General features: G+C 42.9%; 23 protein-coding genes. 11 read left to right on the forward strand and 12 right to left on the reverse strand.

The window, feature by feature from the left end; genetic code table 11:
• Positions 1-6 precede the first annotated feature (6 nt).
• Positions 7-1,080 (reverse strand): transcription antitermination factor NusB, encoded by a 1,074-nt coding sequence (gene nusB / locus HMPREF9969_RS05640; protein ID WP_036895165.1) that lies wholly within the window; start codon positions 1,078-1,080, stop codon positions 7-9.
• A 262-nt stretch (positions 1,081-1,342) separates the two neighbouring features.
• Here nusB and HMPREF9969_RS05645 point away from each other — a divergent pair, with 262 nt between their 5' ends.
• From HMPREF9969_RS05645 to HMPREF9969_RS05665, 5 genes are all read left to right on the forward strand, one after another.
• Positions 1,343-1,945, forward strand: a complete 603-nt coding sequence (locus tag HMPREF9969_RS05645) for a 50S ribosomal protein L25/general stress protein Ctc (RefSeq protein ID WP_009434908.1) — start codon at positions 1,343-1,345, stop codon at positions 1,943-1,945.
• A gap of 19 nt (positions 1,946-1,964) precedes the next feature.
• Positions 1,965-2,537 carry an aminoacyl-tRNA hydrolase gene (gene pth / locus HMPREF9969_RS05650; protein ID WP_009434838.1) on the forward strand — a complete coding sequence of 191 codons (573 nt, stop codon included), beginning with the start codon at positions 1,965-1,967 and terminating at the stop codon, positions 2,535-2,537.
• A gap of 19 nt (positions 2,538-2,556) precedes the next feature.
• Positions 2,557-2,970 carry an RNA-binding S4 domain-containing protein gene (locus HMPREF9969_RS05655; RefSeq protein WP_009434895.1) on the forward strand — a complete coding sequence of 138 codons (414 nt, stop codon included), beginning with the start codon at positions 2,557-2,559 and terminating at the stop codon, positions 2,968-2,970.
• A 74-nt stretch (positions 2,971-3,044) separates the two neighbouring features.
• Complete coding sequence (locus tag HMPREF9969_RS05660; protein WP_036895230.1) at positions 3,045-3,485, forward strand: Panacea domain-containing protein; 441 nt, start codon at positions 3,045-3,047, stop codon at positions 3,483-3,485.
• Complete coding sequence (locus tag HMPREF9969_RS05665) at positions 3,485-3,931, forward strand: hypothetical protein (protein ID WP_009434865.1); 447 nt, start codon at positions 3,485-3,487, stop codon at positions 3,929-3,931. The genes HMPREF9969_RS05660 and HMPREF9969_RS05665 overlap by 1 nt, the downstream gene beginning before the upstream one ends.
• Positions 3,932-4,094: 163 nt before the next feature.
• Here the strand turns inward: HMPREF9969_RS05665 and HMPREF9969_RS05670 are convergent, their stop codons facing one another.
• The 8 genes from HMPREF9969_RS05670 to HMPREF9969_RS05705 form a co-directional block, all read right to left on the reverse strand.
• Complete coding sequence (locus tag HMPREF9969_RS05670; RefSeq protein ID WP_036895168.1) at positions 4,095-4,580, reverse strand: HU family DNA-binding protein; 486 nt, start codon at positions 4,578-4,580, stop codon at positions 4,095-4,097.
• 277 nt (positions 4,581-4,857) lie between these two features.
• The gene (locus HMPREF9969_RS05675) at positions 4,858-6,051 is read right to left on the reverse strand and encodes a reverse transcriptase domain-containing protein (RefSeq protein WP_156787949.1); all 1,194 of its coding nucleotides are present in this window, start codon (positions 6,049-6,051) and stop codon (positions 4,858-4,860) included.
• The gene (locus HMPREF9969_RS12835) at positions 6,048-6,656 is read right to left on the reverse strand and encodes a hypothetical protein (RefSeq protein ID WP_156787950.1); all 609 of its coding nucleotides are present in this window, start codon (positions 6,654-6,656) and stop codon (positions 6,048-6,050) included. The genes HMPREF9969_RS05675 and HMPREF9969_RS12835 overlap by 4 nt, the downstream gene beginning before the upstream one ends.
• A 63-nt stretch (positions 6,657-6,719) precedes the next feature.
• Positions 6,720-7,103 (reverse strand): four helix bundle protein, encoded by a 384-nt coding sequence (locus tag HMPREF9969_RS05680; RefSeq protein WP_009434792.1) that lies wholly within the window; start codon positions 7,101-7,103, stop codon positions 6,720-6,722.
• 30 nt (positions 7,104-7,133) lie between these two features.
• Positions 7,134-7,619, reverse strand: a complete 486-nt coding sequence (locus HMPREF9969_RS05685) for a hypothetical protein (protein WP_009434870.1) — start codon at positions 7,617-7,619, stop codon at positions 7,134-7,136.
• 172 nt (positions 7,620-7,791) lie between these two features.
• Positions 7,792-10,530 carry a hypothetical protein gene (locus HMPREF9969_RS05690; RefSeq protein ID WP_036895171.1) on the reverse strand — a complete coding sequence of 913 codons (2,739 nt, stop codon included), beginning with the start codon at positions 10,528-10,530 and terminating at the stop codon, positions 7,792-7,794.
• Between the two features lie 213 nt (positions 10,531-10,743).
• Positions 10,744-10,941, reverse strand: coding sequence for a hypothetical protein (locus HMPREF9969_RS05695; RefSeq protein ID WP_036895174.1), 198 nt, complete (start codon positions 10,939-10,941; stop codon positions 10,744-10,746).
• 813 nt (positions 10,942-11,754) lie between these two features.
• Entirely contained in the window at positions 11,755-14,718 is a 2,964-nt protein-coding gene (locus tag HMPREF9969_RS05705; RefSeq protein WP_009434831.1) for an outer membrane beta-barrel protein, read from the reverse strand.
• A 173-nt stretch (positions 14,719-14,891) separates the two neighbouring features.
• Between HMPREF9969_RS05705 and HMPREF9969_RS05710 the strand changes: the two genes are divergently transcribed.
• Both HMPREF9969_RS05710 and aroB read left to right on the forward strand, forming a co-directional pair.
• Positions 14,892-15,752: a hypothetical protein gene (locus HMPREF9969_RS05710; RefSeq protein ID WP_009434906.1), complete on the forward strand. Its 861-nt coding sequence runs from the start codon at positions 14,892-14,894 to the stop codon at positions 15,750-15,752.
• A gap of 52 nt (positions 15,753-15,804) precedes the next feature.
• A complete protein-coding gene (aroB, locus tag HMPREF9969_RS05715) occupies positions 15,805-16,851 on the forward strand; it encodes a 3-dehydroquinate synthase (RefSeq protein ID WP_009434891.1) in 1,047 nt (348 codons plus the stop codon).
• A gap of 231 nt (positions 16,852-17,082) precedes the next feature.
• Here aroB and HMPREF9969_RS05720 read toward each other — a convergent pair whose 3' ends face one another.
• Both HMPREF9969_RS05720 and HMPREF9969_RS05725 read right to left on the reverse strand, forming a co-directional pair.
• Complete coding sequence (locus HMPREF9969_RS05720; RefSeq protein WP_009434926.1) at positions 17,083-17,397, reverse strand: helix-turn-helix domain-containing protein; 315 nt, start codon at positions 17,395-17,397, stop codon at positions 17,083-17,085.
• Positions 17,397-17,744 carry a type II toxin-antitoxin system RelE/ParE family toxin gene (locus HMPREF9969_RS05725; protein WP_009434830.1) on the reverse strand — a complete coding sequence of 116 codons (348 nt, stop codon included), beginning with the start codon at positions 17,742-17,744 and terminating at the stop codon, positions 17,397-17,399. Before HMPREF9969_RS05725 ends, HMPREF9969_RS05720 begins: the two co-directional genes overlap by 1 nt.
• Before the next feature lie 338 nt (positions 17,745-18,082).
• Here HMPREF9969_RS05725 and HMPREF9969_RS05730 point away from each other — a divergent pair, with 338 nt between their 5' ends.
• From HMPREF9969_RS05730 to mnmA, 3 genes are all read left to right on the forward strand, one after another.
• The gene (locus tag HMPREF9969_RS05730) at positions 18,083-20,779 is read left to right on the forward strand and encodes a calcium-translocating P-type ATPase, PMCA-type (protein WP_009434793.1); all 2,697 of its coding nucleotides are present in this window, start codon (positions 18,083-18,085) and stop codon (positions 20,777-20,779) included.
• Positions 20,780-21,015: 236 nt separating this feature from the next.
• Positions 21,016-21,927 carry a YitT family protein gene (locus HMPREF9969_RS05735; RefSeq protein WP_009434884.1) on the forward strand — a complete coding sequence of 304 codons (912 nt, stop codon included), beginning with the start codon at positions 21,016-21,018 and terminating at the stop codon, positions 21,925-21,927.
• A gap of 29 nt (positions 21,928-21,956) precedes the next feature.
• The gene (gene mnmA, locus HMPREF9969_RS05740) at positions 21,957-23,039 is read left to right on the forward strand and encodes a tRNA 2-thiouridine(34) synthase MnmA (protein ID WP_009434863.1); all 1,083 of its coding nucleotides are present in this window, start codon (positions 21,957-21,959) and stop codon (positions 23,037-23,039) included.
• Positions 23,040-23,090: 51 nt separating this feature from the next.
• Here the strand turns inward: mnmA and HMPREF9969_RS05745 are convergent, their stop codons facing one another.
• Positions 23,091-24,821 carry a GH25 family lysozyme gene (locus HMPREF9969_RS05745; protein WP_009434881.1) on the reverse strand — a complete coding sequence of 577 codons (1,731 nt, stop codon included), beginning with the start codon at positions 24,819-24,821 and terminating at the stop codon, positions 23,091-23,093.
• Between the two features lie 62 nt (positions 24,822-24,883).
• On the opposite strand from HMPREF9969_RS05745, the gene HMPREF9969_RS05750 reads away from it, so the two are divergent.
• The gene (locus tag HMPREF9969_RS05750; RefSeq protein WP_036895176.1) at positions 24,884-25,264 is read left to right on the forward strand and encodes a hypothetical protein; all 381 of its coding nucleotides are present in this window, start codon (positions 24,884-24,886) and stop codon (positions 25,262-25,264) included.
• The last annotated feature ends 143 nt before the right edge of the window (positions 25,265-25,407 follow it).

A 25,407-nucleotide genomic window follows, 5' to 3' on the forward strand; every position in this document is an offset into this window, starting at 1 on the left:
AATTGATTATTCAATATTCTCTTGTGGAACATCAGGCTGCGTGCGACTAGCAATGCGCTGAGCCGATGTCTGCGCAATCGTTGGGCGACGTCCCTCTCGACGGGGAGCATTGTTCCGCTGATTATCTACATAGGCACGACGAGGACGAGGTTCTGGCATTACCTTCATCATCTTACCCGTCTGAATAAGATGGCGTGCAATAGCATCAAGCATTCCATTAATGTATCCGCCACTTCGTGGAGTGCTATACAACTTAGCTAAGTCAACATACTCATTGATGGTTACAGTCACTGGAATATTAGGGAATGTCAACATCTCCGCAATGGCTATTTGCATGATAACAACATCCATATAAGCCAGACGAGAGAAGTCCCAGTTACGACTAGACTCACTCATATAACGTTGATATTCATCAGCATTAAGAATAGTAGAACGGAATAGCTTAATAGCGAACTCACGATCATCCTCTTCTCTATATTCCTTCAAGAGTTCTTGATCTGCCTTATTTTCTGGGTCAAAACGCTTAATCGTTTTAAGAACAAAGGTATCAACAATCTCTTTATCATCATTCCAATAAAGACTCTTCTCCTCTAGAATTGCATCTAAGTCTGCGTTCTCTTGTATCAAAGTACGATAGATTTTACGCCAAACCTCACGATCTACATCATACGAATCCTCTTCGTTCACCATATACTCTTGGTAGATTGTACTCTGTTCTATCTGGTCACAAAGTTTACGAACAACCTCCATATCATCTTCCCAACGATGTTTCTGCGTCTCCATGAACCTGTTGAGCTGCTTATTCTCCTCTAGTTGTACTGCAAACTTATTATAAGCAAAACGTTGAGAAGGAGCCTCTGTTCCTTCACGTGTAGCACGATTAGCATTTATCTCAACGCGATGGCGCTCCTCTTGCGTGATAGATACAATTAAAGCCAAGAGGTAATTGTAGAGATCATACGCTTTTGCCAAACTGAAAAGCAATTCCTTCTCCGCATTGTCCATATTCCTGTTACCGTTCTGATAGTATGCATAGGTTAACTGGACAATCTTAATTCTAATTAATTCCCTATTGATCATTGTCTGTTCTAAAAGATTGTGTTTCTATTGAATTCTTTAACTTTGCAAATGTAGGAAAATTCCTTCGCACATGCAAACAAAACATTCTTTTTCTATGTTTTTTAAGACAATACTTGTGTAGTCCAGTGAAAAGAGGTAACTTTGCACCGCTTTCGGCAAATTGAGAAAGAGATATTAAAAGTTCTATAAAGACTTAGCGTTGTTATTTCTCAGTGTGTGATGGCGAATTAACGTTCATATTAATTTAGAGTAACACAAAGTTATGAAAGAAATTAAAGTAGCAGGTCAGAAGCGTACAGACCTTGGAAAGAAAGCTTCAAAGCAACTTCGTAAGGAAGGTTTAGTTCCTTGTAACCTTTATGGTGAGGCACAGAAAGACGGCAAGCCATTGGCATTGTCATTCACTGCTTCTATGGCAGAACTTCGCAAGTTGGTTTACACTCCACACATCTACGTTGTAGAGTTGGTTATTGACGGCGAGAGACACACAGCAGTTCTTAAGGAACTCCAGTTCCACCCAGTAACAGATGCTTTGCTTCACGTAGACTTCTATGAAGTAAACGACCAGAAGCCTATCGTTATGGGCGTACCAGTTAAGCTCGTTGGTTTAGCACAGGGTGTACGTGATGGTGGACGTATGAACATGTCTATTCGTAAGATCAATGTTAAGGCTCCTTATCAGCAGATTCCAGAGCACCTAGACATCGATGTTACCAATCTTCACCTTGGTAAGAGTATCAAGGTTGGTGAGCTAAGTTTTGAGGGTCTCGAGTTGGTAACTCCTAAAGAGGTTGTCGTTTGCTCTATCAAGGCTACACGTAACTCTATTCAGGCTGCAGCAGCTGCAGAAGCTGAGGCTGAATAATCTTAACGATATATTACAATTGGATAAGTATTTGATATGTGGACTAGGCAACCCAGGTCATGAATACGAGGGAACTAGGCACAACACAGGATTTATGGTATTGGACGCTTTCGCTAAAGCGTCCAATATTGTTTTTGAAGATAAACGCTATGGTTTCATAGCAGAAACGACTATTAAAGGGCGGAAAATCATTCTTCTCAAGCCTACAACATTCATGAATCTATCAGGGAATGCTGTTCGTTATTGGTTGAATAAGGAGAATATTGACCAAAATCGACTACTCGTTATTTCTGACGATGTCGCATTACCACTAGGTGCTTTTCGCTTAAAAGGGAATGGATCAAATGGTGGGCACAATGGCTTGGGTCATATTCAACAACTCATCGGACAAAATTATGCACGATTACGCATGGGTGTTGGCAACGATTACCCACGTGGAGGTCAAATAGACTGGGTACTTGGTCATTATTCAGAAGATGATATGAAAGTCCTTCAACCTGCAATTGATTTAGGTGTAGATATCATCAAGAGTTTTGTTTTAGCAGGCTTAGATATCACCATGAATCAATTTAACAAGCTTGGGAAAAAGTAACACAACTACTAAAAAAGACATGAACGACGTTGCAAGAATAGATAAATGGCTATGGGCTGCACGCATCTTTAAAACTCGCTCTATTGCAGCAGACGCCTGTAAGAATGGTCGTGTGACGATTAAGGGCGTAAACGTAAAGCCTTCTCACACTATCAAAGTGGGTGAAGTAGTAAGCGTAAAGAAGCCTCCTATAACCTATTCGTTTAAGGTGCTTAAAACCATCGAACAGCGCGTTGGAGCAAAACTAATCCCCGAAATATATGAGAATGTCACCGAAGCAAAGCAATACGAACTACTTGAGATGAGTCGTATCAGTGGTTTCGTTGACAGAGCACGAGGTACTGGTCGCCCCACTAAGAAAGATCGTCGCCAGATAGATGCCTTCATCGATCCAGCAATGTTTGGCTTTGATGACGATGAGGAGGACGAGTAACACTTCAACAGGTATTTACTTTGTTTTCAAGAAAAGAATAACTATCTTTGCAGTCTAAAACAAACTACATGATCATGGCTTATAAAGTATTAGACATAGCTAACAAGTTATTACTACGGGCAAAGAATAATGAAAGTGGGGATCTCATGTCTAACATGAAATTACAAAAGATGCTTTACTATCAACAAGGTTTCCATCTTGCTTATTTCGGCACTCCTCTCTTTGATGAGGATATCGAGGCTTGGATGTACGGACCTGTTGTACCATCTGTGTACTCTCATTATAAGAATTGTGGTAGACAAGGAATTATGCCCGAAACCGAAGAAGAACTTCCTCTTGATAAAAAAGAAGAAGCTCTTTTCTCTGAAGTTTATAGAGTTTATGGTGCCTATGATGCCATCGGACTTATGGATATGACACATTCCGAAACTCCTTGGAAAGCAACACCAACGGGACAAGGCAATATCATCAACAAAGAACTTATGCAATCTTTCTTTAAAAAGCGATTGAAATAATGGCAAAAGCTAAGAAAAGGAAAGACACAAAAAGGAACTCCTTTATTAAAGGAATCTCTACCAACAAGAACATCACAGAGGAACATATAGGGGTCTACGAGAGTATCGATTACCCCTTATTCTCTTTTAAGTACCTACAGGAACATTCCATCAGAGATTGTAAAGACCATAAGTTCTTTTTCGATTTCCTTATACGATTGAGGAAACTATCCGAATTAGGATGGAACCAAATAAGAACTTCTGCACGCCATTCCTTTGGCATGGAGAAAATACCGAGAGAAAGTATCATACCTCAAATTCCTAATTTCATAACACCAGACGTAGAAGAGCTCCATGTATTCCGATCAAATGGAAACAACACAGCACTTGTTGGTCTACAAATAGATAAGATTTTCCATGTTCTCTTCATTGAGACAAAACACGGAGATATATACAAGCACCAATAGAACCTTAATCCTTCTAACCTGTATAGAGAATTACCCCTTATCAATATATTAAACAATAGGGACAGACGCCATCGTCTGTCCCCATTTTCTTGCCTTTCTTTACTTTTCCATAACTAGCCCCCGTAGGCACATCCCCTCCTCCGGAGGGGCTTGGGGAGGCTTCCTACCCAGCCTGTGGTCCAGGGTTCTCTTCACTCCCCTCTCCATTCGGAGAGGGGGCGGGGGTGAGGCTTTTTTTATCCTCCCCTTTCCACTCTTCCCACTCAATGTCAACATCTGACAAGCCACGGGTGGAAACGCGACCCTTGCCAGCACCACGATAACGGGTTTCGGGCAAGAAGCGGACACGAATACCACGAATCAACGTGGCATTTACATCTTCTGGCTTATCGACACCGTTTTTCGTTGTCACAGCTGTGAAATAAAACGAACCGATACCATCCAGCTTTACCGAGCGACCCTGTGCCATAAAGTCGCCCATCACGCCACCCAAGGCTATCAACACCGCCTGCACATCGGCAGGGCTTACCGTTGATTCGGCTGCGATTCGTTTCGCTACTTGTTCGGTTGTTGCCGGACTTACCACTAGAACGGACTTAGGATACCATTTGCCGTTCACCTTCATTTGAGCTTTTTTATAAAACGCCATAATAAAAGATTTTTACACTGCAACACTGTTTCTACCAGCCATCATTACGAGTCGCACACCCGTGTCTTACGCCATATACTTTCGTGGCTGACAATATATACTTTCGTGCCCCACGAAATGTACTTTTGTGCCCCACAATATGTACTTTCGTCAAACTGCCGATTTTCACAGCTTGCAGCCTGTTAATAATTAGATTTATTACTTCCGCATAACTTGCGGATTTTTCTTTACATTTTCCTCCTTTTAAGTACTATCCATAGGGATAAACTCGGTAACCTCAAAGAATGGAGACAACTTCATCCATTACAACTCCTACAGATTTCAACCCTGCCACATAAAACCCTCCAAAGAAAAGGAAGTACCGATAAAACGGGTGGCGGTCAACAGCTACTTTCCGAAGCAGAAATGATTTAAAGTGCCCTAGATAACCACAATAAGAGTTTATCACGCTCCGTAAGAACAACACCTGCCGACGATTCAGAGCCTTCTCACGGCTGCAAAACTGTTCTATCTGGCGCATCCGAAAACGAAACTTTCGTATCGTGCGCCACCGCGGATAACGTCTGTAAGGCATAACGTAAGCACCAAGAAACGTCATCCCCTTTGAGCAGTGCTGCAAGCTAATCTTCTTTGGGTGCAACGTAAGGTGTAACTCATCATGCAGATAATCACGAAACAGCCCTATCAATCTCGCCAGCTTACGATGGTCAGTATCTATAACATAAAAATCGTCAACATATCGTCCATAATGCTTTAAGTGTAGCTGACGTTTAGCAAACTGGTCAAGCTGATTCAGATAAATGTTACTAAATAGCTGTGACGTGAGGTCGCCAATGGGTAGCCCTGTACCTTTTGTCGAACGGAAGAGACTCTTTGAGGGTGGCAATCCCTCCCAATCCTCCTCGCCCCCAACAATGCGCACATCACTCGTAGGGTCGCGCAGCAGAATGCAGTCAATTAGGAAATCAACCAGCCCACGGTCAATCATCTTGTTCCATTGCGGCTTCTTATCCATCTCTTTGCGCAACAACTCCCGCAGTTCACGTTTCGGAATACTCATAAAATACCCTTGTATGTCAAGTTTCAGCACGTAAGCTGATCGAGTATAGTTCTGCGTGCAGCTACGCAGGTGGTGTTCAAACCGTTCCACACCCATCAAAGTCCCTTTCCCCACACGGCACGAGTAACTATCGTGTATAAACGTTGTTTCAAACAGTGGTGCAATGTAGTTGAACAATAAATGATGCACCACACGATCCTTAAACGACGAGGCAAATATCTCTCGTTGTACAGGATCAAACGTGATAAAGCAGATGCAAGGTGAGGGACGATAAGAACGTAAACGCAGTTCGTCGTAGAGTTGCATGAGGTTATGTTCAAGATTCATCTCAAACTTCATTTGGCTCTCTGTGTTCCGCTTATTCCGCCGAGCATCATAGTAGGCTGCAAATATATCGTTCAATAGATTCATTGATTGAGGAGTAATGGATGATAATAAATGATGATAGCTGACTTTCTCGTCAACTCGTCCACATGCCAGGCGGTAAATTCTGAGACAGCCCGAACCGCGAACCCATAGGTACGAGTGTTGTTGTTCAGCGGGTTCACGTTGCCCGAGTTGAAGTTCAGGTTGCAACCATTGTTCGTGTTGTTCGGAACCGCCGACCAATAATAACCGTTGTTGCCGACGTTGTTGAGCGAACCATCATTGTTGTTGCGTAAGCCCGAAGCAGGGAAGTGTAGTAACCACTCATTAAATGAAGCATGGGAACAGCCCCTGTTTGCAAGCCCATAAAGGAAATGCGAAGCAAAGACTGATAACCACCCAACAGATTGGAATACCATAACCAGCCACGACGCATTGCCACGGGGCTTTTGCGCACCATTTACGTGTACTGGTGGGTTACTGAATTTACTAATGCACGCTGCCTGCGACCGTAATCGCTGACATTCTGGCGTAGCCTGAGCAGGGAGAGCAGACGAGAATAAGACAAGTATTATCAGCACAAAGCACATGAACAAGTCAGTGTGCCCTGAGTATATCTTTTCGTAGGTTGTGATTATAGTTTGTTTCATTGCTTTCATCTTGCTTATTCGTATAATTAGCGATATTCGTAGTTCGTTCTCCTTCCTCTCTGTTCACACCTTCGTTTCAGTGTCTTTTCCCTCTTCGTTTGCAACCTTTTGACTGTACTTATGCCATGCCGTCAGTTGCTTTGAGATGCTCTCCGTCTTTAGGCAGAGTTGTGCAAACTGCGGTATGCTCAAGTGATGCATGTCTTTCAACAGGCGTATGCGTAGCCGTACATACATAAACACCTCAAGGCTCTTCCGTAAAAGAGGCTCTTTCTCACGTTGACCATTCGCTTGATAAACAAGAACCATCAAGTCCAGAAGTTCATTCTTCAAGTCCTGAACCAGTGTATAACGCAAATCACGAGGGACATTGCGCGTACGCTGATAAACCTCCAACAGTAAGTCATAGATAGCCTTAAACACTGGCAAATTATCGTACTGTGCCATGGGCTTCTCCTTTTCTTCAAAAATCGGTCCTTACTTCAATCCTTTTAAAATCTCTTGCAGCTGCGCTATAAACATCATGCACTGCATAGGCGTACTATTAGCAAGATTAAACGCTCGCAGCTTCTCCAAAACACCATTTCCTTCGCAATGCCCCATAACTTCTGGCACCGAACAGCTCGCTGGTGCCGACTCCTTTAACTCCACCCCCTGCTTCCACTCTGCAAAAGCATTCAAATCAATGGGATCTGCTAAACCTATCACTTTGTGAGCGTCATCCGACTCTATGATATTCCGACCACTCAAATATTTTTCTTCTGACGAAGCAGGGAAACCAACATAGGCTACCTCCTCACCATTAAGCACCTTCAGCTGACGCTTAATAACCTTAAAAGGATGCACAAAACTGCACAGGGCAAATGCCGAAACCTCATAAGCACGAAAAAACAAACCCTCACGATAAAGATAAATCTTGCTCGTATTGCTTTTCTCTGCTTCAACAATCTCTTTTATACTCATTGTCGTTACCATCTTTTTATTTTAAAATCTTTTTTTATGTTTATCCTCGCCTCCTCACGAGGGAGGCAAGGATAAAAAACAGAAATTTTCATCGACCGGCTTCGCCGGTTTCTTTTGCCGGCGGGCGGGGCGAGCCCGCCGGCAATAAATCAAATGAATCAAATCAATCGAATTATTCTGAGACAGCCCGAACCGCGAACCCATAGGTACGAGTGTAGCCGAACAGCGGGTACACGCTGCCCGAGTAGAAGAACAGGTTGCAACCATTGTACGTGTTGTACGGAACCGCCGACCAATAATAACCGTAGTAGCCGACGCTGCCGAGCGAACCAACATTGCTGTAGCGTAAGCCCGAAGCAGGGAAGTTGATAGTAGCTGTCTTACTACTATTGGTCCAGAAGTTATGACCAAAATTATTTGTCCACTGCTGCCAATCACTTGTACCGTCAACATTCATCTCTGATTGAGACGTTGAATTCAGACCCGTTGTGGTAAACCCTGTAAACGCATTGTTGGCTGGCATCTTGAAACCAACAGGACTAGGATCGTAAACCGTCTTAACGACAGGATTGTCATTACCAACATTATAACCACCTGTAACTGTGTTATCAGCTGACCAAAGGTTATAATAGCCATAGTTGGTATATACCGATGAACCGTAGATATAGAACTTATCTGGATTCTGAATATTATTCGAAATAGTCATATTATCACCTGCATTCTCGGTGATACTACCAGCCTTTAGATCACTTGTAGCAACACCAGGGAAGGCGTCCTTACGACCGAACTGGTAAAGGGTGGTAGCACCCTGCTTTACGCTACCAGGATTCTGGGTAATATTAATAACGGCGTCCTGTTTTGTGCCGTTGTTTGCAACGGTCTGTTCGACCTTGACTTTGACAGTACGAGGCTTGTCGTACGTAGAACCACTCCAATTGGTTGGCTTCCAACCCAAGGTCTCCTTGGTAAAGTTATAGACCTTACCTTGATGGTTAGTAACAGGAATCTTATCGAGCGCATCCTTAGGAGCAAACCACAAATGCCATGACCAAAGAACTGTTTTTGAAGCACCACTACCTTTGGTAACTGCAACAACGGCATTGCCACTTTGGATGTCGGCTGCTGTAACCTCGAAGTCGAGGAAGCCCTCACCACCAACATGTGTGATAGAAGGAGAATGAACGAGGTTGGCAGCATCTGCCCAGACTACTTCTGCACCATCGACACTCGCATTAGCACCACCGTTGGTCTTCTCTATCCAAGGATCAGTGATGTTTTGGTTATTGTGGTCTTTAAAGTTATACAATACGTATGAATTACCTGCAGCGGCATGGCTGGTGTAAGAGTTCGCATTGGTTGCCCCATTCTCAATGGCATTACCATAAACGAGCGGGATACGGTAATGACCGGGAGCAGAGATAAGGTAAGAGTTGGCAGTGTTGCGTAATGTCGTATTACCATTGTGGTCATGCAAAGAAAGGTCGTAAGGAGCACTTGCAGAACTTGTGATTGTTGCCTCCTTGAGAGTCTTATTACGCAGAGCGAGCAAATCGGTAACGTCTTTTGTCAATGTAGCTGTACCCTGGTCGGCAGCAGTACCACCAGCGCCCTCTGTCTTGCTAAGGCTGGTCAACCAAGCCGGCTTCTCTGTCATAGAGAAGGTTCCATCGCCATTGGCATCGTAACCAACAACCTTCCAAGCCACTGCCTGCTGAACATGTGTGGCAGGATCTTCACGGAAACTCTTAATGCTGTAAGCTTGTGAGGTGGTCTCATCATAGTTGGCAGCACGTGTAGGGTCAGTGCCCTCAAGCGTGTAAGTCCAAGTAGAGTTGGTCTGGCTTAGCTTATAAGTACGGGTTGTACCTGCTTTCCATTCACCCTTTAAAGGTACGGTGATAGTGGTTCCATCGGTGCAATGCACGTAAGCAGTGACAAGACCTGTGAGCTGCTGCGGAATCATATAGAACGTGTAGTTATCGCCTGCATTACCCATGATAGTGGTGTTAGGGCTCGCACTGGTGCTAACGCTGACACCAGAGAGTACGGCATTGCCACGCATGCTATATCCTGTGTGATCCCATGCTGCTCCTGTGCCATTGAATTGCTTTGAGAGCACATACTTGCTCTTGAGCAATACGTTTCGTAACTCTACCTTATCGATGGTCTTGTTCCAAGAGAGGTTTTGACCAACGGCAAAGCGAATACCCGTAAGGGTGTGGCGGAAGTCGAGGCTGGTGACTGGTTGCACGTTCTTTGTGGCATACTGTACATCGCCAGAGCAGGCGGTCATTAGGTCGACCTCTTTCTTTACATCAGTATCGACCTCAAACTCAACGCTGGGGCTACCGCTGGCAGCAGTGTTGTTGATAGTCATCTTTGAGTAGCTCTCTGTGTTAGGAGAGACAGCAAAGAAGCGAGCAAAGGGTTGTGAGAATGCCCAATAGATGGGTGAATAGAGTTCACCATTGCTCTTGGTCTTCTTGGCATGGAACCACTCTGGAGTAGTGAGGATGGTTGAAGCCGAGGTGCCACGAATACCAGAGGCGGAGAAGTCACCAAGGGTAGAGGTCTTGATGATTTCTGCACGTGTGTGGGCATCTGCCTTAACGGGATTGACACCCTCGACAGTGGTTTCGATCAAGCACACATCAATGTTGCGATTGCTATGGGCTGTGAGCTTACCGCCGGCGAGGTCGCTGCTACCCAAGCCGGGAGTGATGGCACCGCGTGTCACAACTCCACGAGAGATAGCTCCCTCCTGCACATCGTTTACACTAAAACGGACAACGGCACCATTGCCGTTCGTACCGCCGTTATTATCCAAATCGTCGTCGGCACACGATACGGCCGTCAACGCTGCGCCGCTGGCTAAGAGTGCCGAGCAGGCGTAAAAGAATAGTTTGTTCATTAATTAATAAAAGAAAAAAAGCCTCATCTCCGACCGGCCTCACCCCCACCCCCTCTCCGAGTGGAGAGGGGAGTAGATAGTGTGATAACCTTTAAAAGGTTGCTGGTTATAAAACCATACTAAGGAGAATGAGGAATTAATACTGTTTGTTTTGATTCTTGGACAAGCAACTTGTTTACTCGCAACTCGTTTACTCGTCCACTTATTCACTTGTTAACCCTCTAGCTCATCATCATCGCCACCATCTTCTTCGGTTGGATCAATGACTTTGATGCCACCAGGAGGAGTACCACCGCCACCGGGACGAACAAGAGGACTACCAGCAAGGAGGCTGCCCTCGGATGCCACACTGACGACATCGATTGTAGGACAAACATAAAGTTGTCGCACGGTCTTTCTAATTTTTTTCATAAGCTTAATAACTAGTTAATTTATTAATTACGTTAGTTCACTCAAATTACGTAATGGGGAATTAGGAAACCACATTGACTTGCAGGGGCAAGGACACAAACGGCACGTTGCCCACGCTTGTCAACATGGTTCCAACCAGAGTATATGAGAAAAAACTATTGATAAGACAAAAACAACAAACGACAAAGGAAACTATCAGTAAGTCCTTTGTCGATACGCTATAACGTGCCACGCATTGCGTAAGCACGTAAACCGTTAAGAAATAGAGAGTTATAGTACTATGAGAGAGAGAGAGAGAGAGAGAGAGAGAGTACACAATTATTTGGAATATCCAAATAATTTAACATCTTTTCTTTATTTTCTTTCTTCAGCACCTCTCTAGCATTGTTCGCATTGCAAGCAACAGGCATAACAACACGACTTACACCTTTATTATATAGGGTGCAAACATTAAGGGTTGAAATAAACTGGTTTGTAACTCTCATTATGCGTTATAGCAAGTTAATTTTCGTTTAACTGGGCGCAAAGGTAAGAAGAAATAATTAACTAGGCAAATGAAATAGGGAAAAAAGCCTCAACAATCGACCCAACCAGCCTCACCCCCAACCCCTCTCCGAATGGAGAGGGGAGTAAATAGTACTGTTTGCTAAGGAGTTATGGGGAGGATTTATTGGTGGTTGGATAGAGTGCCTATCAGGTGTTTACAATATAATAAAGGTGATTCAAAGGATATGTCATTAAAAGAATATGTCTCTCTGTCATTATGTCTAAAGTAATATAGTAGTGAAAGAGTCTCTTGTTCCTTTTATCTACTTAGAAACCACCAGGACCACCCATTGGTGGGCGACCACCACCCATTGCTCCACCACCTGGAGGAGGTGGTGGCATATTGGAATTAGGGCGTCCGAAACCACGATCCTTGGGCTTTGGAGCATTCTTGCCACCAAATAGATTCAATCGATAAGTAGCACGGAACATGATGTAACTATTTATACTATTATATTCCGTGTCGGTTCTGTTTACAGCACTGATAGTGCGTGAGAGATTGCTTTGTTGATGTAAAATGTCATAGAACTGTAAGCTCAATGTCAAAGCATTACCCGCTAACAAACTCTGAGAAAGCTGTGCATTCCACAACAACTCATTCGTATTTAGTGCCGCATCATTATATCCTCGACGGCTATTCTGATGCAAATCAGTAGATAAACTCATGTTCCAAGGCAAGGAGAAGATAAGACTTCCACCATAAGAGAATTGCCATGTACTCAAGTTATTGAGGCTTTGGAGATTATTCTTAGAGTGTGTGTAATCAACCGAACCATCCAATGCTAGTTCTAGCCAAGAAGTGCGATAACTAGCTGATAAGCGTTCGCCAAGTGTCAGAGACTTAGTGATATTCTTCTCAACAGCACTTGTTACATTCTGTTGTAAATAACTAGCGTAACGATTGAAACTGCCTCGTGTGAACGTATTAACATTCCATACACCTGCAGAATCAATACTTGTATTAAACATCACAGCTGCATTTGCATCCCAATTACCATTCACATTGACTGGTTGTACTGTACGAGCTCCAGTCGTTCCATCATACGTAACACTGTTTCCAATGGCGTTACGTGTAGTAGAGAAGTCCGCAAAAGTCATCACTGATTGCGCATGTTTTTGCCTAAAGGCATTGTAGAACAAGCGGAACTTATTAGTAAAGGCTGGCTTCAAATTAGGGTTACCTTTCGATATATTCTGTGGATCAGTATTATCGACAATATCAAGTAACTGCGTCATAGATGGTTGCGAGACCGCGCCATTATAATTGATACGCAGATTGCTTTGTGCATTGAATTTATAGCGGAAATCGAACGTTGGACTCCAGTTCACCACTGATCGTTTATTATCAACATGCACACCTAAATAATCCTGCATATAGGTGGAATGTTGTGGTTGTAACTTCATTCCGACATTCATTTTCCACTTTGTATGTAACATTCGCAACATCACTTGCATATCGTGAGTATAGGTTCGATACTCTGAATAACGGCTTAAATTAGAGTCTAAATAACTTGCCAAAGGATTCGTCAATAAACATAGATAATTATCCCATGATCGATAAGCTGGCTTCAAACTACCGAATGTTCCAGATGGTAATGAGGAGAAATCATAAGTATCACGATCGCTCTTTGAGAAGCCATATTTGAACTGGTAACTGAATTGTAAGTATGTCTTCCGTGCAAGTGGTTCGCTATAAGTAGCCTGCAAAGCGTAATCCCAGCTCTTTGTTGGCATAAGGTTATAACGATAAGCACGATAGGTTTTATAATTTCCCAGCGCATCTCTCAACTGAAAGTATTGTAAGTCTTGTGTAGAGAAAGTCTTCGAATCTGAATCACTATAATCGCCATCCACACGCAGGGTAACGTTTCGTCCGTTCTGACTCAAGCGACGATTCACTTGGATCATAGCTCCCAAAGCATTGTTATCACCATAAGAAATGGTTGTATTATGCTGATTGTTCACCATTACACCTTGTGCTTCTAACTGTGCAATAGCTGTTGCCGACAATGGATCATCCACACTCTCGTATGGGTCGGTATTGTAAGCTGCCGACTTACTAACAACCTGCCCATCACTCTTTGATAGTCGGATATTAGGTCGGAACATGATATTCCACATAGAGTCAGGTTTCCACTCCAAACGGAAACGACCATCCCAAGAGTTCTCACGAGTATATTCCTGCGAGCGACGATTGGCGTATGAACCTTGTGACGCAACGAAGTTCTCTATTGATACACGGGTGTTCAAGTCACCATCAGAATGATTCCAACGTACACTACCATCCCATTGTAAGGTCTTACCATTATCATAGTTCATATTCAAACCAACCATCTTTGTAGCATTCAATCCTTGACGTATGCCACCCCATCCGCCACGAGGACCACCACCAAAGCCCATATCGTTGACATTATTAGCAGACAAGAAGCCCATCATTCGAAACTTATCATTGAAATAAGCTGCCATTGCTTTCTCTGAATAACGATGCTTGGTTCCTATTCCAAGGTCAATATTTGAGAAGAAACCTTTGTTCATTCCAGCCTTAACACCAAAGTCCAATACTGTCGACTCGTTGCCATCATCAATCCCCGTCACACGACTCAAATCACTCTTCTGGTCGTATGCTTTAATCTTATCTATTATAGAGGTAGGGAGGTTCTTGAGTGCTGTTTTAGTATCACCAGTCATGAACTCCTTACCATTAATGAGTATTTTCTTTACCTCTTTACCATTAATCTTTATTGTACCATCGTCCGACACTTCTGCTCCTGGTAGCTTTTTTACTAAGGCTTCAATAGTCGATCCCTCTGTAACACGGAATGCCGACGCATTGTATTGAAAGGTATCAGCCTTCACAACTACCTTTGGTGCACTTGCAACAACCTTAACTTCTTTCAACGTGTGCGTATCCACTTGAAAATCGAGTTGCCCTATAGCAACATCTTGATCATTAGCAATCGTAACATTCTGAAAGATCGTTTTATAACCAACATAGGATGCTTTCAGAATAAACCTGCCATTCGTTGGAGCTGTCACTTTGAAATTACCACCTTCATCGGAGGTAGCTCCAACAACATAGGTGCTATCCATCTTCAACAGCTGGACAACTGCAAAAGGAACTTTCTCCTTCACTTCTCCATCAAAAAGAGAGCCTGTTATCGTTCTATTCTGTGCAAGTAGTGTGATGCTACTAAACAACAAGAATACAAACAAGAATAATCTTTTTACCATAAAACTATCTCATTAACTGATTTATATGATGGTTTAACATATAAGAAGTTTAGCCTTAATCTTCACTTTTAACAGCTTATATAAGACATTTACAATTATTTTTTGTAACATTGCAGTTGATAGTAAATTTAACTAATAACAATTAAATACAATACAATTAAACATAAAGGAGTATGAGGCATAAAGTATTCTTCACAGGTATATTAATTTCCTTTGTCTTATCTTCATGCAATAATACAACGAAGAAAGTGGATAACAACCCTACAAATGATAGTGCGGCTTCTATCGTTTTGGTTGATAAAAGTACTCCCGAAAAAGTGGTAGCACAACCTGACCGATTTGTTACTTACAAGAAGACGGAACGTTACCATCTAAATACAGAATGCGGAACTGACGAAGGACAGGATGACCCCACTTATAATGTAGGGCACAAGAGTCTTGACCTGCAATGGCCAGTCTACCTCAATGGCGTCACACAATTACCTATCTTACAAGACCATCTAATGATTCTCATATTTGGTAAATCATGTCCTGATATACAATCAGCTATGGCAGAGTATTGGGGGCTGGGAATATCAGATGAGTGCGGTCCATACGATCCAGGAGAAGAGATTACATTAAAAAGAGTGAAGAGTAATAATCCTAATTTCGTCCAATTCATATTGAAGCGCATGCTTAGCTTGGGTGGAGGGACAGGTGCGTCTGTGTCGTTCACAACCCAAGGTATCACCTATGACAAGCGTGTACAAAAGATACTTCGAAAGAAAGACATCCTTAAAAACCCACATAGTCTCCAGCTCGTACAAGTTCTAAATAAAGAAATAAAGAGGATTATGAAGGTTCAAAATGAGGAATACAACCTACTCTCCAAGATGCCTGATAAAATCATTGTTGGAGATAAGGGACTAACTTTCGTATGCCCAGATTGTATACAATTTACTTATCAAGGAGACGAAATAGAAGTGTTCGTACCTTACTTCCGAATAGCAAATTATCTTACAAACGACTTCAAGCAATCTATTAATATGCAATGACTTGCACAGATAGGACAAGCTTTTATACGGATTGGAAGTAAAGAGATAGTTTATGAAACAGCGTATCATCATATCAAAACAATTACAGACAGACTTGGCAAAAGCCATTGCTGAATGTGAACATGATAGAATCTTTGTTCTCGTAGACGAGACTACTAACAAACTCTGTTGGTCTCTTGTCAAGGATTATTTATGTCTGAAAGATGCCCAAACAATTATTATTGGTGCAACTGACAGACGTAAGAATCTTGACACACTCGTCCATGTATGGGAATCATTACAGCAAGGGAAAGCCACACGCCACAGTCTGCTCATCAACCTTGGAGGTGGTATGGTGACCGACTTAGGTGGTTTTGCAGCTTCAACCTACAAACGGGGAATTAACTTCATCAATGTTCCAACAACCTTACTTGCCATGGTGGATGCCAGCGTTGGAGGTAAAACGGGTATCAACTTTGGTGGGTTAAAGAACGAGATAGGAGTCTTTAATGATGCTGAATTTGTATTGCTTGATACCAATTGGCTCCGAACACTTGATGAAGAAAATATCCGCAGCGGTTATGCTGAGATGCTCAAACATGGTTTGATAGCTGATGATACGATGTGGGCAGAGCTCATCAACTTCAATCTAGCACAACCTAATCTTCGTCAACTAGCCTCTATGCTGGATAAGAGTGTACGCATTAAGGAACGTATAGTTACAGAAGATCCACACGAAAAGGGTATTCGTAAAGCCTTAAACCTCGGTCACACCTTTGGACATGCGTTCGAGTCATGGGCAATGAAGCGCCAACCTGTCTTGCATGGATACGCTGTCGCCTTCGGACTGATTGCTGAACTGTATCTTGCAACGACACAAACAGACTTCCCTACAGAGCGCATGCGCCAAACAGTAAACTTCATTCGAGCGTATTATGGAAGTCTTCCTATCACCTGTAACGACTATCCTGAGCTTATAGAACTCATGCACCACGATAAAAAGAATCATGGTAATGAAATCAATGTGACGCTCCTTGGTGGTATTGGAGACATCCGCATCGATCAGACCATCACGGAGGAAGACATTAAGGAAGCACTCGACTTTTTCCGTGAAGGGTAGACTTATGTTCGTAAGTCCAGCTTATGAAAGGTATTCTTAACCATCTTAGTAATACAAAATCTGTTCATTTATATTACATAAAACCCCTAATTAAGTTTTAAAATCATTTGCTGTCAGTTTTAACATCTACACTATATCATTGATTACTAACACCTTATATACTGTGAAAAGATGACAGGAATGACAGCAAAAATAATTTCCTTCAATTTTAACAATAGTATAATACCATCTTTACCACAATGCTATACGACCGATTCCCTGCGCTTCAAAGGATGCACTAATTCCCATTGCTTTAAAGGCACGAGCGATAGTAGTGAATGTAAGATTACGTCCTCCTTCAATACGTGATACTTGCGCTTTCTTAACACCCATAAGTTCTCCTAACTGCTCTTGTGTTAAATGCCGTGACTTACGAGCTTTCTTTATGGCTTCTCCCATAAGGAACGAGTTCATATCAGACTCGTATTCATCACGCAAAACAGTCCCTTGCTTGCCCAAAACAGTGTCAAGCATATCCTCATGTGTATATAACTTCTCCTGTCCCATTATTTTCTTCGCTTATTATTAAAATATTCTTTTCGCTTTTCCTCAGCCTTCTTTATTTCTTTTAAAGGTGTCTTTTGCGTTTTCTTTGTAATGCCATGCGTAGCAACAACCAATGTCTCTGCATCTGTATCCCAAAAAGCAAACAGGCGATAAGCCATCCCATCATATAGAGTTCGGAACTCCCATATATCTGTATTACCCAGTTTTTTAAACAAACTATTGTCGAGTACGAACATACTCTTACCTATATTGTATACCACTTTGACCCTTGCTTTCTGTGGTAAGAGGGTTAAGAAGTCTATTGCATCCTGCATATAGGCTATCTTAAATCTTGCTTCTCGTTCCATGTTATTGATTGTCTGCTACAAAGATAAGCATTAGTTTCCATATATGTAACCTTTCTCTTTCTTTTTTTGACCATAATTTATACTAAAGGATTTGAACAAGTTCCTCCATAAAAGATAATACCAAGCCCCTCCCCCACTAATTCCTCACATCTAAAATACTATAAACAAGAATACTACTATCTGATTATTTACAATCAAGGGAACTTCCACTTGATTGTAAACATGTTCCCTTCTGTCGCCGAATATCATTTTTTCTTTGTATCTTTGCAGCCCAAGTACAACAGCTAAAAGGCAAACATGTTCCCTTTTGTCGCCGTTGTCTCATACACAAAGACATTATGAAAGAGAAGAAGATAATTAACGGGCTTAATGATCAAGAGGTGTTAGCAAGTAGGCAGAAGTACGGTGAAAACCTCCTCACACCACCTGCGAAAGAGCCTATGTGGAAGCGTTTTATAACGAAATTTGAGGATCCTCTGATTATCATCCTACTTGTTGCTGGCGTTCTCTCTATCGCTATCTCTTTCTATGAATACTATGGTTTGCATGAAGGAACAGAGGTGTTTTTCGAGCCAGTAGGCATTTTTATCGCCATACTATTGGCTACTGGCATGGCATTCTTCTTCGAAGAGAAAGCGAACAAAGCCTTTTCTGTTCTCAACCAAGTCAATGACGAAGAGCCAGTGGAGGTCATTCGCAATGGCAACACCACCCAAATAACAAAGCGAGAAGTGGTTGTTGGCGATATTGTTAGGCTCAACACGGGCTCTGAAGTGCCTGCAGATGGAACGTTACTACAAGCTATCTCACTCAATATAGACGAGTCTTCTCTCACAGGAGAGCCTATCTGTCATAAGAGTACACACGAAGCTGATTTCTATAAAGACGCAACATTCCCAACAAACTATGTCCTTCGTGGAACGAAGGTGATGGAAGGTCATGGTTTATTCCGTGTTGAGAAGATTGGAGATAACACCGAAAATGGTAAGGTTTTCGTAGCTTCTCAGATTGACAACAGCGTTAAGACACCTCTTACCGAGCAATTAGAACGATTGGGCAAACTTATTACTTGGGCTAGCTACACCATTGCCGCCCTCATTCTCATTGCCCGCATTATCATGTTCTTTTCGAACTTCTCCTTCGATTGGGTACACTTCCTGCAATATCTCCTAGACTCAATTATGATTTGCGTGACGCTTATCGTCGTTGCTGTTCCCGAAGGATTACCTATGGCAGTAACGCTTTCTTTGGCTTATTCAATGCGTCGTATGCTAAAAACAAATAATCTTGTGCGCAAGATGCACGCTTGCGAAACAATGGGAGCAACGACTGTCATTTGTACAGATAAGACCGGAACGCTAACGCAGAATCAAATGCGTGTGAGTGAAATGGCTATTGACAGGGAGACTGAAGAGCACAGGGCGCTAGCAAGAGAGGCTATTGCTGTGAACTCAACAGCGTCTCTCGATTTCACTGATGCCCATCACCCAACCGCCTTAGGCAACCCAACAGAAGGTGCACTCCTACTTTGGTTAAATGATCAGGGCTATGATTATCGTCAGTTGCGCACAGAGGCTGAGGTTATAGACGAACTTCCTTTCTCAACAGAACGCAAGTGCATGGGAACTTTGGTGCGCTCTGCTCAACTTCCAGGGAAGACCATCTTATATATAAAAGGTGCAACTGACATCATCCGTAACTATTGTTCTTCTATCATGGGGAATCGTTCGTGGGATGAAATTAGCAACCAGTTGTTAACTTGGCAGAACCAAGCTATGCGCACATTAGGCTTTGCTTGTATGCTCATCGACGATGACAACTTACACGAGGGGGTAATTCCAACCCTCCTCGATACCATTAAACAAACAGGGAAAGGGTTAACTTTCCAAGGTATCGTAGCCATCTCTGACCCTGTTCGTAAGGAGGTTCCTGCTGCTGTTCGGGAATGTCTTGATGCTGGAATAGATGTTAAGATTGTCACAGGCGATACTCCTGGAACAGCAAAAGAGATAGGTCGACAGGTGGGACTATGGACTGAGAAGGATTGTGACAACTGTGTGATAACAGGTTCGGAGTTTGAAGCTCTAAGCGACGAAGAACTTTCTAAACGTGTAAACAGTCTAAAGATCATAGCCCGCGCACGCCCAATGGATAAGAAGCGATTGGTTGAAGCCTTGCAAGCCCAGCACCAAGTCGTAGCTGTTACGGGTGATGGTACAAACGATGCACCAGCTCTCAAAGCGGCACACGTGGGCTTATCAATGGGAGATGGAACGAATGTAGCGAAAGAAGCATCCGACATCACCATCATTGATAACTCCTTCCGTTCTATCGGTCGTGCGGTAATGTGGGGGCGATCACTCTATCAGAACATTCAGAGATTTATCCTTTTTCAGATGACAGTAAACGTTGCTGCCTGCCTTATCGTTCTAGCAGGTGCATTGATGGGGACGCAGAGTCCACTGACAGTAACTCAAATGTTATGGGTCAACCTCATTATGGATACCTTCGCAGCAATGGCTCTCGCATCCCTCCCACCATCGAAAGATGTCATGCGTGACAAGCCTCGCAACCGCAAGTCATTCATTATTAATCCAGCAATGACAAGGCTCATTATCAGTGTTGGATGTTTGTTTTTTGTAATCCTACTCACATTGCTTTATATGCTGGAACATGCTCCTATTCAATCAATGACCGACTTCCTTACATGGAAGAATATGGGAAATCAAGGACTAACTGACCATGAGTTGAGCATCTTCTTCACACTCTTTGTGATGATACAGTTCTGGAACATGTTTAATGCGCGAGCCTTTGCAACAGGACGCAGTGCCTTCCACTTGAAAGGTTGTAAGGGTTTTGGGGTTATAGCCTTGTTGATATTTGTGGGTCAGATCATCATTGTGCAATGCGGTGGAAGGATGTTCAACGTTACTCCCCTTAGCCTTTCTGATTGGTTGATCATCGTCACTTCAACCTCTATCGTTCTATGGATTGGAGAGTTATTCCGCCTCTTCAACAAACGAAACAAGCAATAATCACAAATCAAAGAGAATACCAACTAATAAACAGAAGAGCCTTTCTTTCACGCAAAGAGAGGCTCTTCTTGCTATGAGGAAAGGCTTTCGTCACAATGAAAAGGGCGTTACTTTGATTGGAGAAAAAACTCTCTTGCAAGAGAAAGAACATCTCATAGAGATGAAAAAAACATCCTGCAACTTGATTTTCATTATATTTTCACTATCTTTGCAAAATACTATTTATCGATAAACACATGGTCAGAAAAAGAAAAAACAAGCTAAGAGACGTATGGGAGTTCTTAGTGATTGCTTTTGCAATGTTGCTTGGTAGTTTTGGATGGTGCGCCTTCCTCTTACCTCACAAGATTACAATTGGTGGCATTGCGGGTATTGCCTCTGTTATCCAATGGGGTTTGGACATTCCCGTTCAATATACCTACTTGGCAATTAATGGTATCTTACTCTTTATTGCTTTGAGGATTCTTGGATGGAAGTTCTGCATTAGAACTATCTTTGCAGTGGTCACCTTTGCCATCTTTACATCGTTCTTTAGACAGGTGTTCGCAGGTCATGCACTCTTTGCCGACCAACCTTTCCTTGCCTGTGTAGTAGGAGGTGTACTATTAGGAGCTGGTGTTGCCATCGCATTACAGTACAATGCAAGCTCTGGCGGATCGGATGTTGTGGCTGCAATGATACATAAGTACCGTGACATCTCACTAGGTCGTGTCATCTTGGCATGCGACCTTTGCATCATTAGCTCAAGTTATCTCGTATTGAACAACTGGGAGAAAGTAATCTATGGATACATCGTTCTCTTTGTCATGACATACGTTGTTGATTACATGATTAATGGTATGCGAGGTTCCGTTCAGTTCTTTGTTATATCAGAGCACTGGGCAGAGATAGGAACAGCAGTCAATAACGATGTGCCACGTGGATGTACCATCATCAATGCACAAGGGTTCTATACGGGTAAGGAGTTGAAGATGCTCTTCATCATAGCAAGGCGTTCGGAAGCACGTGCCATCTACCAACTCATTGATGAAATAGACCCTAACGCATTCGTTTCGCAAGGGGCTGTTAATGGTGTGTATGGCGTTGGTTTTGATCGCATGAAGGTATCGCATCGTAAGAAGATAACCGAAGAACAGGTACAAGCCTGATGGTATTTTAGATAGGAAAGGATTATAGAATGGATATTCAGGAGATAAAAGACAAACGCATCGCAGTGCTTCTCTCTGGCGGTGTAGATAGCTCGGTCGTCGTGTATGAGTTTGCTCGACTGGGCTTACACCCCGATTGTTTCTATATTAAGATAGGACCAGAAGAGAAGGAGGAATGGGATTGCAACTCAGAAGAAGACTTGGAGATGGCTACTGCCGTGGCGCATCGTTATGGCTGCAAGTTGCAGGTCATCGATTGTCATAAGGAGTATTGGGATCAGGTAACGAGCTATACTATGGAAAAGGTAAAGGCTGGTTTCACTCCAAACCCTGATGTGATGTGCAACAGACTCATAAAGTTTGGTGCCTTCGATGCGAAGATGGGACATGATTATGACCTAATTGCAACGGGGCATTATGCGCAGACTGAATGGATTGATGGGCGTAAATGGCTTACAACAAGTCCTGACCCTGTAAAAGATCAGACCGACTTCTTAGCACAAATATACGATTGGCAACTAAAGAAAGCGATATTCCCTATAGGGCATTATGCGAAGAATGAGGTGAGAGAAATTGCCGAACAGGAGCACTTAATCAATGCTCGTAGGAAAGACTCACAGGGTATCTGCTTCCTTGGCAACATTGATTACAATGAGTATGTACGTCGTTATCTGGGAGAGCAGATGGGTGACATCATCGAATTAGAGACTGGTAAGAAGATTGGTGAGCACCGTGGACTATGGTTCCACACCATCGGACAACGCAAAGGATTAGGTCTTGGCGGTGGTCCTTGGTTCGTTGTTAAGAAGGATGTGGCGCAGAATATTCTCTATGTAAGCCATGGTTATGATCCAGCAACAGCTTATAAGAAGGACTTCCCACTGCATGATTTCCACTTCCTAACCGAAGGTATCACAGAACTACCCGCTAAGGTGACTTTCAAGATACGCCATACACCAGAGTATCATACGGCTACTGTGGAGCAACTAAGCGAGGGGAAGTGCCTCATCCATTCTACAGAGAGTATTCATGGAGTTGCCCCCGGACAGTTCTGTGTCATATATGATGAGCAGCACCACCGCTGCTTTGGCTCTGGAGAGATTACTCTCTAAGGCGCATTAGAATCGTATCACACAATTATTTATAACTTCTTAAAGCGACATTCAAAAGCAATGTCTCTTTAAGAAGTCTTCGTATTGATTGCTATACCCATTGAACACGTTGATATCAACATCACCATGAATACCACGCACCTTACCATCAGGACTAAGCTGCCAGTAAGCTAACTTGAAGTTAGGTTTATACTCTCCATAACGCGCAATCCACACGAGATAGTTATCACCAAGGTCGGGGGCTAAGGGCATATAACGATTGGCAAACGACTGACTGATATAGAGTATAGGGCGATGCCCCGTATGTTTAAATACCATAGACATCCATATCCTCACTTGTTTGAACAGCACTTCTGCACCTCCCATAGCATGAATTTGCGCATCAGTAGGCTCTACGTCGAGCACAGGGGGTAGGTCGCCTTTCCGGAATCGAGCTTTCTTTAAGAAGAAGTTAGCCTGCATATAGCCCGAAGACAAGGTTGAGAAGAAATGATAAGAGCCCACTCTGATCCCCTGCTGACGGGCTGCCAAGTAATCAGAATAGTAATAGTTGTTGAGTAAAGTTCGCCCTTCAGTTGCCTTAACATAGGCGAATGAGACAGGATAGTCAACTATCCCTTCCACCTTCTTACTACTTAATGTACCGAGATGGGTGATTCTTAACTTGCTCCAAGCTATGCTGTAACGCTGCTCCCCCTTCTCATGTTGATGTTTAGAAAGGTCTATGCCATAGATACGGTCAGCGTTGTAAGTGAGACGCTCGCCCTTAAATACATTGTTCTTCCACTCCCCCACCTTCAGAAAGTCATGTGGTGCAACATTGATACCAAAGCCATTTCGCTTGCCATCCTGCCAATGCCCATCATAAAAACTACCATCATTACCATAATACTGACCATACCCCTCAGCCTTTCCTCCTCGTTGCTCGCCAACGTAATAACCTGCAGAATCAATCAAAGCTCCTGCTGGAAAGCCAAGAACAGGATGCGAATAAGCCTTGAAGTTACGCAAACTCTCTTGCATTCCTCGCTCTCTGCCGAAGCGTGAAGAGATCATCCAAGGAGTCATACAATCGGATGTCTGCAAGCAAAGAGCCCATCGGTTTGACTCATCATTCAAGCGATTACAAACCATTATCTCGCCTGGCTTATACCATACACGTGCTGTGTATTGATTCACTTGACGGATTCGAAGACGTGCAGTAGGTTTTATATCTTGCAAAACGTGTATAATCCTTTGCAATGAATCTATCTGATGAACCACCGCTGTATGATAATCGGCAATCTTGTTATAACCATAGTCTTGCACACTATGAACACGCAAATAATAGGCAGTTTCATTGCGTTTGGACTGTAAACCCACTAACTTTATATCCATCTTCATCAATGCGTACATCAATACCTGACGCAACTTCTGATCCTTCAGATTGATAATTGTGGAAGGATAATGACGCCTTATCACAGCTATACGCCCAAAGCTAGAAGGCAAAATGGGTAGTTTATTCACCCAATAGCCCTCTGTTACGGACATACGTGAGCGTATAGAGTCACCTGGCAGACTACCCTCTACAAAGGTGGAGTCGGTATAATTGGAGAAATAAGCTGCAGGTTTACCATCAACGTCCAACTGATAATAAGACTTTTCAGTAACATCTACGGCACATCTTTGTATATGTCTTCTTGTCAACGAGAGGTTACGCTCGGAAATAGATGACAATAAGAAGACTACGAGAATAAAACTTGCACTCTTGTAAAAACGCCTGTTAAAAAACGAACGAAACATCTAAATAACCTTTAAAAACGTTGCAAAGTTACTAATAAATACCTAACTTTGCCCCGCAAAAGATGAGAAAATCGGTAAATATAACACTTTCCCTCCTACTATCACTGATGATTGTTTGGATTGGTTCTGGTGTGCTGACAATGGTTTGTGAGCATACTGGTAATGTGTCTGTAGCCGATAACATGAGGGATGGACATTGCAAGAAAGAGGCTAATAAGCACTGCATGAAACTGCAAGTAAAGAGCTTGTCTGCCACAAATACTGCACAATCTTCTATACAGAAGATGCATCCTATCCAAATATCTCTACTCCCGCAACTAGTTACAAGTTGCTCGTTATTGCCTTTGCCCACATTGACAAAGGCTCCAGAGAAAGTGCTGTCATTGCTTTGGCATAGTCCGCCTAGGCAATATCTACGCTTTCTTACCACACTTCTTATTTGATATAAAGTCTCTCTGAATCCCTTTCAATAAGGGATACACTCGGCGTATCAGAGCTTTAACGAGGCACTATTAGGCACCAAGAGGATGTCTTGATGGGCTTATCCATCATGCATCTACGTTTCTCTCGTTGGCTCGAAGGATTA

It is taken from the genome of Prevotella sp. oral taxon 306 str. F0472, assembly GCF_000257925.1.
Lineage (GTDB): Bacteria > Bacteroidota > Bacteroidia > Bacteroidales > Bacteroidaceae > Prevotella > Prevotella vespertina.